This is a genomic window from Citrobacter sp. RHB35-C21 (assembly GCF_013816515.1).
In the GTDB taxonomy this organism is placed as follows: domain Bacteria; phylum Pseudomonadota; class Gammaproteobacteria; order Enterobacterales; family Enterobacteriaceae; genus Citrobacter; species Citrobacter braakii.
On record NZ_CP057147.1, the window covers coordinates 216,347 to 229,492 of the forward strand.

Below are 13,146 nucleotides of genomic sequence, written 5' to 3' on the forward strand. Positions count from 1 at the left end.
GTTCATGGTCATGTCCATTCATGATCACCTGTTTGTATAAACTACGTTCTTACAATGCAGGACTTAAAAGGCAAAAAAACCGCGATGTGACTCGCGGTTAATGTTAAAAAAAGCTTATTTACTGCTATCTGGCGTATTAATCATTCGGTTCAGCCAGGGCACCATAATCGCCATCACCACCGTGACAGCCAGGGTGACCAGGCCTATCTTACTGAAGACGTTGGTGTAGATCGGCAGCGTTTGCAGCGGGTCGGTGATGTTCTCCGGTACGGCAGTAAACGTGGCGACATACCCGCCCATCAGGAAGGCGGCGGCTTGCGTCAGGAACCACATCCCGAGAATAAAGCCCATCAGGTGCTGCGGCACGAGAGCGGCGACCATCGCCAGTCCCAGGGCACTAATCAGCAGTTCACCCAGGCTCTGGAACAGATATACCAGCACGATAAACCACGGCGACGTCAGCCCCTGCGCATCCGCAAACCACATCCCGGCAGCGGCTGCCGTCAGGAAGCCCAACGAGCACAGGAACATACCGAGCGTAAATTTCATCGGCATAGTCAGGTCTTTGCCTTTGTTTCCCAGACGGGTATAGATTGCGGCCAGTACCGGACTTGCCAACACAACCCAGAACGGGTTCAGCGCCTGGAAGCTCACTGGGTTAATGGCGAAACCGAGAATTTCATGGTGCACGTTATTGATAGCAAAGAAGTTCAGCGATGTCGGCATCTGCGCGTACAGCACGTAGAACACAACCGCTTCCAGCATCAGGATGAAGGCCACGAACATCTTGTTGCGCCCGGTTTTATCCAGTTTGAATGCCTGACGGAAGAAGATGATAGTCACGGCAATCGACAGGACGATCAGCACCAGGTTGGCAATCTGCACGTTGTGCATCAGCCAGGCGCAGATAAATACCATCACTACCGTACCGGCCAGCACGTACAGCAGATTACGGAAATTCAGCGGTTTATGGTCTGGCTCAGAACCGATATTTTTTACCATCCCACGGCAGGCAAAGTAGACCAGCAGCGCGACGATAAGCCCGGCCCCGCACAGGTTGTAGGTCACCGCGTAGCCAAACTTATCGGCAATCACCGGCGCCAGCGACAGCGACAGCAACGAACCGATGTTAATCGACATATAAAACAAGGTGAAAGCACCGTCCAGACGGGCGTCTTTTGGTGGATAGCATTTTGACAACAGGCTTGCCGGGTTGGCTTTAAACAGCCCGTTACCGACGGCAATGGTACCCAAAGCAATAAAGATCAGATCGGGCTTGAGCAGCGACATCCCGGTCATGAAGTAGCCGATTGCCAGCACAATGGCACCGAGAACCAGCGTGCGCTTAGTGCCTAACAGGTGGTCGCCGACGTAGCCGCCGATCGAGATCAGGCCGTAGACCAGCGCAGCAAAGGCACCAAAGGTGACAAATGCCTGTTCCTGTGAAAATCCTAGCTGCTTAACAAAGAATACCGCTAGGATGCCCTGAACGCCGTAATAGCCAAATCGTTCCCATAATTCTACAAAGAAGATCATGAAGAACGGACGAGGTTGCTGCAGCAAGCCCGTAGGTGCAGTTTTATTCATATTCCATCGCCTTTCAAAGCCATCCCGAAAAGTATGAACGCGTATGCTTAAACGCGCCGAAAAAGTCTTATTTTGTTATAGACTGCGGCTATTGGCCGCGAGAGTAGAGTATTATAGAGATGGTTTTCGATCCAATTAGTTGATCACACTAATTATGATTTGTTTGTTGGATTGATGTACTAATTGTGTCCGAATGATAAAAACAAAAACGCCCGCACAGGCGGGCGTTTACAGGCTTAACTACTTGCAGCAGGCCGGGCTATATCCCGGCGGCAAGCATTTTATGCTTCTTCGTCGTCACGCAGCGGAACAATCAACATGTCGACGTGGACGGTGTTGATCAGTTGGCGCGCGGAGGACATCAGTTTGCTCCAGAAATCCTGGTGGTGACCACAAACGACCAGATCCATGTCGTATTTTTTGATGGCATCAACCAGAACCTGACCCAGGTCGCCGCTACCGCTCAGGGTTTCGGTGATAGGGTAGCCTGCGTTGGTGGACAGCTCGGTTAACGCGTGGTGGGTTTCTTCAGAAATGCGTTTCTGCATGTCGCCCAGATTCACGTCGATAAGGCCGGTGTACAGGTCGGAATAGTTTACGTCAACGTGGATAAGGGAAACTTTAGCATTGTAAGGCCGCGCCATAGAGACCGCTTTTTCAACCAGAACTTTGCTTTCCGGAGAAAGATCAACCGCGATAAGAATGTGTTTATAAGCCATAGTGTTACTCCTTCCATAAGTTGTCGATGACTAGCCTGCTGGCGTTTCTCTGCCGCCGCGTCATCCGCGTCCTGCGAACCTTGTGCGCGGGGCTAGCCCAGTCGTAAAAACGTATCATATAAGGACTATCCTTACATTATAGCGACCAGAATAATCCGTCAATCCGCCTTGCTTGCCAAGCAGTTAAACAAATTTTTTAGTTAATTGCATTGATAGCGATTAACCTTCTGGCAAAAAAATTAACTAATCTCCTACACTATCTAGAGGGGCGTTCGAATGCGTGATACTAATACGAACGGTTTCTTCAGTACTCTTCACTGAATGGTTTGGCAGGGTATCGGGGAGCGGTAGTCCCGGAAAGGAGTTCCGTGGGCGGGTCGCCGGGGAGGGGGTATGATAAGCACCATTGCATTGTTCTGGGCTTTATGTGTCGTTTGCATTGTTAATATGGCGCGCTATTTTTCTTCGCTACGCGCACTGCTAGTAGTACTTCGTGGTTGCGATCCATTGCTTTACCAGTATGTAGATGGAGGGGGCTTTTTTACCTCGCATGGGCAACCGAACAAGCAGATGCGTCTGGTGTGGTATATCTACGCTCAGCGTTACCGCGATCATCATGATGATGAATTTATTCGCCGCTGTGAGCGGGTTCGCGGTCAGTTCATTCTCACCAGCGCGCTATGCGGCCTGGTGCTAATCAGCATGGTTGCGCTGATTATCTGGCACTGATTCCAACGACAGATACAAAAAAAGCGGGCCAGTTTCCTGACCCGCTTTTTTACCGCGCATTCGCTTAGATAAGCTTCAGGGAGAGCCAGTACAGCCCGCCGGAAAGAAGAATTGCTGCTGGGAGGGTGAAGACCCAGGCCATCAGAATGCTGGTCACCGTTTTACGCTGCAAACCGCCGCCATCAACAACCATCGTTCCCGCAACGGAAGAGGAGAGAACGTGTGTGGTGGAAACGGGCATACCGGTGTAGCTGGCAAGACCGATAGAGACTGCGGCAGTCATCTGCGCCGACATCCCCTGGGCATAGGTCATGCCTTTCTTACCGATTTTCTCACCGATAGTGGTTGCCACGCGACGCCAGCCAATCATCGTACCAATACCCAGCGCCAGTGCGACGGCCATAATGATCCAGATAGGCGCGTACTCAATGGTGCTCAGCATGTCAGATTTCAGTTTCTTCAGCAGACGCTGATCGTCAGCGCTTACGCCAGGCAGCTTAACCACTTTATCGGTGGTATCAGAGATGCACAGCATAATACGGCGCAACTGACCACGCTGTTCGACGCTTAACTTGTCGTAGGTTTCCAGATTCGCCAGCATACCTTTCGCACGTTCCAGCGCGTTGATGGTATTCGCCGGGTGGCAATGGAACTCTGTCGGCGTCGCTGGCGCCGCGTCCGTCGGGGACGGAATCAGCTGGTCTACGCCTGTGGCCTGTTTAAGCAGGTCAGGGCGCTGCTGGAAGAAGACTTCGACGTTATTGATTGCATCGCGGGTACGGGTAATTTCGTAACCGGAAGCATTCATATTCACCACGAAACCTGCTGGCGCTACGCCAATCAGCACTAGCATCACCAGACCAATGCCTTTCTGACCATCGTTCGCGCCGTGGGAGAACGCCACGCCGATAGCGGAGAGGATCAGTGCAATACGCGTCCAGAACGGCGGCTTTTTCTTTCCGTCTTTCTTTTCACGTTCTGCCGGCGTCAGGTGGATACGGGCACGTTTTTTCGTACCGCTCCAGTAGCGACGCAGAATGAAAATAAGACCACCTGCAACCACCAGACCGACAATGGGTGAGATGATAAGCGAGGCAAAAATACCGATAACTTTCGGGATGTTAAGTGCATCCACCACCGAGGTGCCGTTCATCAGCGCATTGGTTAAACCAATACCGATAATGGCGCCAATCAGCGTGTGGGAGCTGGATGCAGGCAGACCAAAGTACCAGGTACCCAGGTTCCAGATAATTGCCGCCAGCAACATGGAGAACACCATGGCGAGGCCATGTGACGATCCCATATTAAGCAGCAGATCCGTTGGTAACATATGCACGATGGCATACGCCACGCTGAGACCGCCCAGCAAAACACCAAAGAAGTTGAACACCGCAGCCATGACCACCGCCAATTGCGAACGCATTGCACGGGTATAGATCACAGTTGCGACAGCATTGGCTGTATCATGGAAGCCATTAATTGCTTCGTAGAACAGCACGAAAGCCAGAGCAAGCAATAGTAAAAGCCCGGTATGTAAATCCAGGCCAGCAAACAAATGTAGCATAGGACGTTACGCCATTTTGAGGACATGAACGCGGCGCATTATCAGTGACTTTGGCGGCGCGGGCAAAGTGAAATATAGAGTTTTTTTGATTTGTCTCCTGCTTTGTTTTACACCACTAAAGAATTATCCTATATATTTCAGATAAATACCCTTTATCGGTAGTTTGGTGCTGGTGCGACCACTGAGGAATCTTTACAATTCACTCCCGCTTTTTAGAGAGGATCGCAACGTGGAAAGGTTTGATACCGTTATTATAGGCGCTGGCGCAGCGGGTATGTTTTGTGCCGCACAGGCAGGACAAGCAGGTAGTCGCGTACTGCTAATTGATAATGGTAAAAAGCCCGGGCGCAAGATTCTCATGTCTGGCGGGGGCCGCTGCAACTTTACCAACCTTTATGTCGAGCCGGCTGCGTATTTGAGCCAAAACCCGCATTTTTGCAAATCGGCGCTGGCGCGTTATACACAGTGGGATTTTATCGATCTGGTGGGTAAGCACGGTATTGCCTGGCATGAAAAAACGCTAGGCCAGCTTTTCTGCGATGATTCCGCCCAGCAAATTGTCGATATGCTGGTGGATGAGTGTGAAAAAGGTAACGTAACTATGCGGTTACGTAGCGAAATCCTGAGCGTTGAGCGAGATGGTGACGATTTTATCCTGGAATTGAATGGGATGAGTGTCGGCACGAAAAAGCTGGTTATTGCCTCCGGTGGTCTCTCTATGCCGGGTCTGGGCGCGACGCCGTTTGGTTATAAAATTGCGGAACAGTTCGGCCTGAACGTTTTGCCTACGCGCGCAGGGCTGGTGCCTTTCACCTTACATAAGCCGCTACTGGAGCAGCTTCAGGTGCTCTCTGGCGTATCCGTTTCTTCCGTTATCACCGCCGAGGACGGCACCGTATTTCGTGAAAACCTGCTCTTTACGCACCGCGGGCTTTCTGGTCCGGCCGTGCTGCAGATTTCCAGTTTTTGGCAGCCAGGTGAATTTGTCAGCATTAATTTGTTGCCGGATGTTGACCTCGCAAGCTTCCTCGATGACCAACGTAGCGCACACCCTAATCAAAGCTTAAAGAACACCCTGGCAATGCAGTTGCCAAAGCGTCTGGTGGAATGCTTACAGCAGTTAGGGCAAATCCCGGATGTCTCGCTGAAGCAGCTTAATGTGCGCGATCAGCAAACGCTGGTTGAGACGCTGACCGAGTGGCGGGTGCAGCCGAACGGTACGGAAGGGTATCGTACCGCTGAAGTCACGTTGGGCGGCGTCGATACCAACGAGCTGTCATCGCGCACGATGGAAGCGCGCAAAGTGCCGGGACTCTACTTTATCGGCGAAGTCATGGACGTCACCGGCTGGCTGGGCGGCTATAACTTCCAGTGGGCGTGGTCGAGCGCCTGGGCATGCGCGCAGGATTTGACACCTGCCTGACCGTGGTGCCCGACAACCTGGGCTGCCGGGCGTTATCATTAGTTCAGACCAAGAAAATACTGGGCGATTTTAAAGTAGATAATCAACCCGGTACCGTCGATAAGCGTGGCGATAAACGGGGCGGAAACCACGGCGGGATCAATGCCGATACGCTTGAGCACCATGGGGATCACTGATGACACCACGGCGCTCCACAACGTAATGCAAACCAGCGTCAGGCTAACGATTAGCGTGATTTCCACTCCGATACCCATCATCCACGCGCGCAAGCAGCCTGCCAGACCCAGCGTCAGGGCGATCAGCAGCGAAGTTGAAACTTCTTTGCGGATCACCCGACCCATATCGCGCAGCCGCACTTCTCCCAGCGCCATTGAACGTACCAGCGTTGAGGTGATCTGCGTACCGCTGTTGCCGCCAGTACCAATTAATAGTGGAATAAAAAAGGCCAGTGCAATAGCAGATTCCAGCGCCTCTTCAAAATGTTGAAGAACGCTGCTGGTATAGGCCTCTGCGACAAAAAGTAGCAGGAGCCAGACAGAACGTTTTTTCCACAATGTCCACGGGCTAATCTCCAGGTAGGGTTTTTCCAGCGGTAACGTTGCCCCCTGAAGCTGAACATCTTCGGTAACATCATCTTCCTGTAGATGAGCGATCTCTTTTTCCATCAGACAACCGACCAGCTCACCTTTCTCAACGACAGCCACCAGATCGAGTTCGCGTTCGGCTAACTCGGCAACGACCTGTGCCCGTTCATCATCAGGCTTTACATGAAACAAACAACTGTCCGTAAGATGGTTGATGTTCAGCGATGTATCTTTTTCTTGCAATAAGCGCTTGATGGATAACACCCCGCGCAGCGCTTTTCCAGCTACAACAAAGACCTGGCCTGGAATATCATCCGTTGTGAGCTGGGAGACAAAGTATTCACGAGCGCCGTTCACGCTGAGATGATCCGGCAGGGTAATAAAATCGGTGCGCATATATTGCGCGATAGCATCGCCATTGAAATCCGGCATAGGATGATGGGCGGCGCAGAGTGGCATAGATGACATGGTGTAATTCCCTATAAAAATCTCTCATAGGGGCGAACAAGACAGGGTTAGCGCAGGCGGATCCCTACGTCCTGGTTTTAGCACTGAACAACGTATCTGCCCGATGGTGAAATCGTCAGAAGTTACCTTGGCAACACCTTGATTCGATGGATGCCTGTATTTCCCTGAGTGGCCTCTCTCGATACCAGCAGGGCGGTAACTTGTATTTGTACAGGAGCCTCGCCATAACGAGATCGGTAAATGAGCCACTATTATAGCGATGTCTAATTATTGATTATGTTTATAGTTGTGAATGTTTATCAATCGTTGATATACGAAATATTCCCTGTGCCAGAGCGCGATAGGGCTGAAGTGGAAACTACAACCGAATAGACATATTGAATTCAGGTGTTAGTATTCAATAGACAGCAGTTATGAGTATGCGTGTTTCATTTCCGGCCAGGAACGCTGATGATGACAACATTACTACCCGATTTCACAGCATTTTCGTCATTCACTTCCTGCGCGGCGCAGGTTGCCTTAACGCCTGTCCGCTCTCTGGCCATGGTTTCTTATTCCTTCTCATCCCGGATGGAATCTCCCGCTGAATAGCTATTCAGTGGGCTTTGTGACACGCATCGTTTGATAACAGGGATTACGGCGGGTCGAATATGGATAAGTTTAAGCGTCATGTGATGTGGTGGGGGGCGGGCACCCTGGTCGCGGTGGCTGCGATAGCATGGTGGATGCTCCGTCCTGCCGGAATACCGGAGGGGTTTGCAGCCAGCAACGGCAGAATTGAAGCCACCGAAGTGGATATTGCTACCAAGATTGCCGGGCGAATTGACACGATCCTTGTGTCGGAAGGGCAGTTCGTTCGTCAGGGCGAGGTGTTGGCGAAAATGGATACTCGCGTGCTGCAGGAGCAGCGGCTGGAAGCGATCGCGCAAATCAAAGAGGCCGAAAGCGCGGTGGCGGCGGCGCGAGCGCTGCTGGAACAGCGGCAAAGTGAAATGCGCGCCGCGCAGTCGGTAGTAAAACAGCGCGAGGCGGAGCTGCAGTCGGTTTCTAAACGCCACGTGCGTTCCCGTTCGCTATCCCAGCGTGGGGCCGTGTCTGAGCAACAACTGGATGACGATCGGGCCGCGGCAGAAAGCGCACGTGCGGCGCTGGAATCCGCAAAGGCGCAGGTCTCAGCGGCAAAAGCCGCAATTGAAGCCGCTCGCACCAGCATCATTCAGGCGCAAACCCGCGTAGAAGCCGCGCAGGCCACCGAACGTCGTATTGCGGCTGATATTGATGACAGTGAGCTGAAAGCCCCGCGCGATGGTCGCGTGCAGTACCGCGTTGCTGAGCCGGGTGAGGTGCTTTCTGCGGGTGGGCGCGTCCTGAATATGGTCGATCTCAGCGATGTCTACATGACGTTCTTCTTGCCTACCGAACAGGCTGGCTTACTGAAGATTGGCGGCGAAGCGCGCCTGGTGCTGGATGCCGCACCGGATCTGCGTGTTCCGGCGACCATCAGCTTTGTGGCAAGCGTCGCGCAGTTCACACCGAAAACGGTCGAAACCAGCGATGAGCGGCTGAAGCTGATGTTCCGCGTTAAAGCGCGGATCCCACCAGAGCTATTGCAGCAGCATCTCGAGTACGTGAAAACCGGTCTGCCGGGCATGGCGTGGGTGCGTATCGATGAAAATCGAGCCTGGCCTGACGACCTGATGGTGAGGTTGCCGCAATGACGCATCTGGCGCTGGTTCCCGTTCCTCCCGTGGCGCACCTTGACGGCGTGAGTCAGCATTACGGGAAAACGGTAGCGCTGAACAATATCACGCTGGATATCCCCGCCCGCTGTATGGTGGGGCTGATTGGCCCGGATGGCGTCGGAAAATCAAGCCTGCTGTCGCTCATCTCCGGCGCGCGAGTCATTGAACACGGTAACGTGATGGTGCTGGGCGGCGATATGCGCGACCCGAAACATCGCCGGGATGTCTGCCCGCGCATTGCCTGGATGCCGCAGGGGTTGGGGAAAAACCTGTACCACACGCTGTCGGTGTATGAGAACGTCGATTTCTTTGCCCGGCTGTTTGGCCATGACAAAGCGGAGCGCGAAGCGCGGATTACCGAGCTGCTGAACAGCACCGGACTGGCGCCGTTTCGCGATCGTCCGGCCGGGAAACTCTCGGGTGGGATGAAGCAAAAGCTGGGGCTGTGCTGCGCGTTGATCCATGACCCAGAACTGTTAATTCTCGATGAACCTACCACCGGGGTCGACCCGCTGTCCCGCGCCCAGTTCTGGGATCTGATTAACAGCATTCGCCAACGGCAGACCAACATGAGCGTGCTGGTTGCGACCGCCTACATGGAAGAAGCCGAGCGCTTTGACTGGCTGGTGGCGATGAACGCCGGGGAGGTGCTGGCCACCGGGAGCGCGCAGCAGCTACGCGAAAAAACCAACTCCGACACGCTGGAGCAGGCGTTTATCGCGCTGTTACCCGAAGCCCAGCGCCAGGCGCATAAGCCAGTGGTGATCCCGCCGTATCACGCTGAGCAGGAAGAGATTGCCATCGAGGCGAAAGATCTGACCATGCGCTTCGGCAAGTTCGTGGCCGTTGACCACGTTAACTTTCGTATTCCGCGCGGGGAAATCTTCGGTTTTCTCGGCTCCAACGGCTGCGGTAAATCCACTACCATGAAAATGCTCACCGGGCTGCTACCCGCAAGTGAAGGTGAGGCGTGGCTGTTTGGGCAAGCGGTTGACCCGAAGAATATCGATACCCGTCGCCGGGTAGGCTATATGTCGCAGGCGTTTTCGCTCTACAGCGAGCTGACCGTACGGCAAAACCTCGAGCTACACGCGCGGTTGTTCCATATCCCCGAAGCAGAAATCCCGGGGCGGGTACAAGAGATGAGTGAGCGCTTTTCGCTGACCGAAGTCGAAGACGCGTTGCCTGGCGCGCTGCCGTTGGGGATCCGTCAACGCCTGTCGCTGGCGGTGGCGGTGATCCATCGCCCGGAGATGCTCATTCTCGATGAACCAACCTCCGGGGTCGATCCGGTGGCGAGAGACATGTTCTGGCAACTGATGGTCGATCTGTCGCGTCAGGATAAAGTGACCATTTTTATCTCCACCCATTTTATGAACGAAGCGGAGCGCTGCGACCGTATGTCGCTGATGCACGCCGGAAAAGTCCTGGCCAGCGGTACGCCGCAGGAGCTGGTGAAACAGCGTGGTGCCGCCAGTCTGGAAGAAGCGTTTATCTCCTGGTTACAGGAAGCGGCAGGTCCGGCGCCGGAGGCTCAGTTACCGCCAGCCAATGTCCCGGCAGTGCATGAAAACAGTCAGCCGCCGCACCAGGGATTTAGCCTGCGGCGCTTGTTCAGCTACAGCCGCCGCGAAGCGCTGGAGCTGCGACGTGACCCGGTACGTTCAACGCTGGCGCTGATGGGCACGGTGATCCTGATGCTGATCATGGGCTACGGCATCAGCATGGATGTGGAAAACCTGCGTTTTTCGGTGCTCGATCGTGACCAGACAGTCAGCAGCCAGGCGTGGACGCTGAATCTGGCGGGATCGCGCTATTTTATCGAGCAGCCGCCGCTCACCAGTTATGACGAGCTGGACAAACGGATGCGCTCGGGCGAAGTCGCGGTAGCCATAGAGATCCCGCCAAATTTTGGCCGCGATATCGCGCGTGGAACGCCGGTGAAGATTGGCGTCTGGGTCGATGGCGCAATGCCGAGCCGTGCGGAAACGGTCAGAGGCTACGTGCAGGCGATGCACCAGACCTGGCTGCAGGATGTGATGGCGCGTCAGCCAAATACCAGCGGGCAAAACGGACTGATGACCATTGAAACTCGCTATCGTTACAACCCGGATGTGAAAAGCCTGCCAGCGATTGTTCCGGCGGTGATCCCGCTGCTGTTGATGATGATCCCCTCCATGCTCAGCGCTCTGAGCGTGGTGCGTGAGAAAGAGCTGGGGTCGATTATCAACCTGTACGTGACGCCCACTACCCGCAGCGAGTTTTTACTCGGCAAACAGTTGCCTTACATCGTGCTGGGCATGCTGAACTTCCTGCTGCTGTGCGCGCTGTCGGTGTTTGTATTCGGCGTCCCGCATAAGGGGAGTTTTGTGACCCTGACGCTGGCCGCGCTGCTGTACGTCACCATTGCCACCGGGCTGGGATTGTTAATTTCCACGTTTATGAAAAGTCAGATCGCCGCCATTTTTGGTACGGCGATTATTACGCTGATCCCGGCGACGCAGTTTTCCGGGATGATCGACCCGGTCGCCTCGCTGGAAGGGCCGGGACGGTGGATTGGCGAAATTTACCCGACCAGCCATTTTCTGACCATCGCGCGCGGGACGTTCTCTAAAGCGCTGGATCTGACCGATCTCTGGCCGCTGTTTATTCCACTGGCGGTAGCCATTCCAGTGGTCATTGGTCTGAGCGTATTGCTGCTGAAAAAACAGGAGGGGTGATGCGCCGATTACGGAATATTTATAACCTCGGCATCAAAGAGTTACGCAGCCTGCTGGGTGACAAAGCGATGCTGACGCTGATCGTCTTCGCCTTCACGGTCTCGGTTTACTCTTCTGCGACCGTTCTGCCTGGGTCGCTGCACCTGGCGCCGATTGCCATTGCTGATATGGACCAGTCGCAGTTGTCGAATCGCATTGTGAACAGTTTTTATCGTCCGTGGTTTTTACCGCCGGAGATGATTACCGCCGATGAGATGGATGCCGGGCTGGATGCCGGGCGCTATACCTTCGCCGTGAACATTCCGCCTGATTTTCAGCGCGATGTACTGGCCGGGCGGCAGCCGGATATTCAGGTTAACGTCGATGCCACGCGGATGAGCCAGGCCTTTACCGGCAACAGCTATATCCAAAATATCATCAGTGGCGAGGTGAACAGCTTTGTGTCGCGTTACCGCGATAACAGCGAGCTGCCGGTGGCGCTGGAAATGCGTATGCGCTTTAACCCTAATCTGGAACCCGCCCGCTTTGGCGCGGTGATGGCGATTATCAACAACATCACCATGCTGGCGATTGTGCTTACCGGGTCGGCGCTGATTCGCGAGCGTGAGCACGGGACCATTGAGCACCTGCTGGTGATGCCGGTGACGCCGTTTGAAATCATGATGGCAAAAATCTGGTCGATGGGGCTGGTGGTGCTGGTGGTTTCCGGTCTGTCGCTGATGCTGATGGTAAAAGGTGTGCTTGGCGTACCGATTGAAGGCTCGATACCGCTGTTTATGCTGGGAGTAGCGCTGAGCCTGTTCGCCACCACATCAATCGGCATTTTTATGGGCACGCTGGCGCGCTCCATGCCACAACTGGGGCTGCTGATGATTCTGGTACTGCTGCCGTTACAGATGCTCTCCGGCGGCTCTACACCGCGTGAAAGCATGCCGCAGGCGGTGCAGGACATTATGCTGACGATGCCGACTACCCATTTTGTTAGCCTTGCGCAGGCGATTCTTTACCGCGGCGCAGGGTTTAACATTGTCTGGCCGCAGTTCCTGACGCTGCTGGCGATTGGCAGTACGTTCTTCCTGATAGCGCTGCTGCGTTTCAGAAAGACGATTGGCACGATGGCGTAAATATTATTGCCGGGTGGTGGCTGCGCCTTATCCGGCCTACAAACGGAAACGAGTGTAGGCCGGGCAACATAACAGGCAATTACTCTTCTTTCGGCAGGCACTGCAGATGACCGTGGCGCACGCCGCGCTGGGAAATCACGTCATCGGCAAAATGCTGCACATCGCCCATGTCACCTTTTAGCACAGCGATTTCCAGACAGTCGTCATGGTTGATGTGCACGTGTAGTGTGGCGACTGATAAATCGTGGTGGTGATGTTGGGTGGAAACAATACGGCTCGCCAGGTCACGCTTCTCATGCTCATAAACATACGAGAGCACTGCGAATCCCTGAGTGCCGTGCTCCTGGGTGGTTTCCTGCGCCAGTGCGCCGCGCAGAATATCGCGGATCGCTTCGGAACGGTTGTTATAGCCACGGCGCTGGCTCAAGCTGTCGAGCGTTTCCAGTAAATCGTCATCGAGGGTAATGGTGACTCGTTGCATCTGCA

The 13,146-nt window shown here is 54.2% G+C and carries 10 protein-coding genes and 1 riboswitch; of the genes, 5 read left to right on the forward strand and 5 right to left on the reverse strand.

Annotation, left to right across the window (positions count from 1 at the left end; all coding sequences use genetic code 11):
- Nucleotides 1-114 precede the first annotated feature (114 nt).
- Entirely contained in the window at nucleotides 115-1,587 is a 1,473-nt protein-coding gene (gene dtpB, locus HVZ39_RS01000; protein WP_019078104.1) for a dipeptide/tripeptide permease DtpB, read from the reverse strand.
- Between the two features lie 281 nt (nucleotides 1,588-1,868).
- A complete protein-coding gene (uspA, locus tag HVZ39_RS01005; protein ID WP_003023368.1) occupies nucleotides 1,869-2,306 on the reverse strand; it encodes a universal stress protein UspA in 438 nt (145 codons plus the stop codon).
- A 393-nt stretch (nucleotides 2,307-2,699) separates the two neighbouring features.
- On the opposite strand from uspA, the gene uspB reads away from it, so the two are divergent.
- Nucleotides 2,700-3,035, forward strand: coding sequence for a universal stress protein UspB (gene uspB / locus HVZ39_RS01010; RefSeq protein WP_003023371.1), 336 nt, complete (start codon nucleotides 2,700-2,702; stop codon nucleotides 3,033-3,035).
- A gap of 64 nt (nucleotides 3,036-3,099) precedes the next feature.
- Here uspB and pitA read toward each other — a convergent pair whose 3' ends face one another.
- Nucleotides 3,100-4,599, reverse strand: coding sequence for an inorganic phosphate transporter PitA (gene pitA / locus HVZ39_RS01015; protein ID WP_016154875.1), 1,500 nt, complete (start codon nucleotides 4,597-4,599; stop codon nucleotides 3,100-3,102).
- Between the two features lie 229 nt (nucleotides 4,600-4,828).
- Here pitA and HVZ39_RS01020 point away from each other — a divergent pair, with 229 nt between their 5' ends.
- Nucleotides 4,829-6,022 (forward strand): NAD(P)/FAD-dependent oxidoreductase, encoded by a 1,194-nt coding sequence (locus tag HVZ39_RS01020; RefSeq protein WP_046274493.1) that lies wholly within the window; start codon nucleotides 4,829-4,831, stop codon nucleotides 6,020-6,022.
- A gap of 38 nt (nucleotides 6,023-6,060) precedes the next feature.
- On the opposite strand, the gene HVZ39_RS01025 is transcribed toward HVZ39_RS01020, so the two are convergent.
- Nucleotides 6,061-7,074: a magnesium transporter gene (locus tag HVZ39_RS01025; protein WP_016154873.1), complete on the reverse strand. Its 1,014-nt coding sequence runs from the start codon at nucleotides 7,072-7,074 to the stop codon at nucleotides 6,061-6,063.
- Nucleotides 7,075-7,129: 55 nt separating this feature from the next.
- Nucleotides 7,130-7,313: riboswitch (M-box (ykoK) riboswitch) on the reverse strand.
- Nucleotides 7,314-7,724: 411 nt separating this feature from the next.
- Between HVZ39_RS01025 and HVZ39_RS01030 the strand changes: the two genes are divergently transcribed.
- From HVZ39_RS01030 to HVZ39_RS01040, 3 genes are read left to right on the forward strand one after another with little or no spacing between them, the layout of a single operon-like run.
- Entirely contained in the window at nucleotides 7,725-8,792 is a 1,068-nt protein-coding gene (locus tag HVZ39_RS01030; protein ID WP_181633125.1) for an HlyD family efflux transporter periplasmic adaptor subunit, read from the forward strand.
- A complete protein-coding gene (gene rbbA, locus HVZ39_RS01035) occupies nucleotides 8,789-11,536 on the forward strand; it encodes a ribosome-associated ATPase/putative transporter RbbA (protein ID WP_181633126.1) in 2,748 nt (915 codons plus the stop codon). Before HVZ39_RS01030 ends, rbbA begins: the two co-directional genes overlap by 4 nt.
- A complete protein-coding gene (locus tag HVZ39_RS01040; protein ID WP_019078107.1) occupies nucleotides 11,536-12,660 on the forward strand; it encodes an ABC transporter permease in 1,125 nt (374 codons plus the stop codon). The genes rbbA and HVZ39_RS01040 overlap by 1 nt, the downstream gene beginning before the upstream one ends.
- A 79-nt stretch (nucleotides 12,661-12,739) precedes the next feature.
- Here the strand turns inward: HVZ39_RS01040 and nikR are convergent, their stop codons facing one another.
- Complete coding sequence (gene nikR / locus HVZ39_RS01045) at nucleotides 12,740-13,141, reverse strand: nickel-responsive transcriptional regulator NikR (RefSeq protein ID WP_005121550.1); 402 nt, start codon at nucleotides 13,139-13,141, stop codon at nucleotides 12,740-12,742.
- Between the last annotated feature and the right edge of the window lie 5 nt (nucleotides 13,142-13,146).

Bases quoted from the DNA above. Each gene is read 5' to 3' on its own strand.
- dtpB (WP_019078104.1), bottom strand. From the start codon at position 1,587: ATGAATAAAACTGCACCTACGGGCTTGCTGCAGCAACCTCGTCCGTTC.
- uspA (WP_003023368.1), bottom strand. From the start codon at position 2,306: ATGGCTTATAAACACATTCTTATCGCGGTTGATCTTTCTCCGGAAAGC.
- uspB (WP_003023371.1), top strand. From the start codon at position 2,700: ATGATAAGCACCATTGCATTGTTCTGGGCTTTATGTGTCGTTTGCATT.
- pitA (WP_016154875.1), bottom strand. From the start codon at position 4,599: ATGCTACATTTGTTTGCTGGCCTGGATTTACATACCGGGCTTTTACTA.
- HVZ39_RS01025 (WP_016154873.1), bottom strand. From the start codon at position 7,074: ATGTCATCTATGCCACTCTGCGCCGCCCATCATCCTATGCCGGATTTC.
- HVZ39_RS01030 (WP_181633125.1), top strand. From the start codon at position 7,725: ATGGATAAGTTTAAGCGTCATGTGATGTGGTGGGGGGCGGGCACCCTG.
- rbbA (WP_181633126.1), top strand. From the start codon at position 8,789: ATGACGCATCTGGCGCTGGTTCCCGTTCCTCCCGTGGCGCACCTTGAC.
- HVZ39_RS01040 (WP_019078107.1), top strand. From the start codon at position 11,536: ATGCGCCGATTACGGAATATTTATAACCTCGGCATCAAAGAGTTACGC.
- nikR (WP_005121550.1), bottom strand. From the start codon at position 13,141: ATGCAACGAGTCACCATTACCCTCGATGACGATTTACTGGAAACGCTC.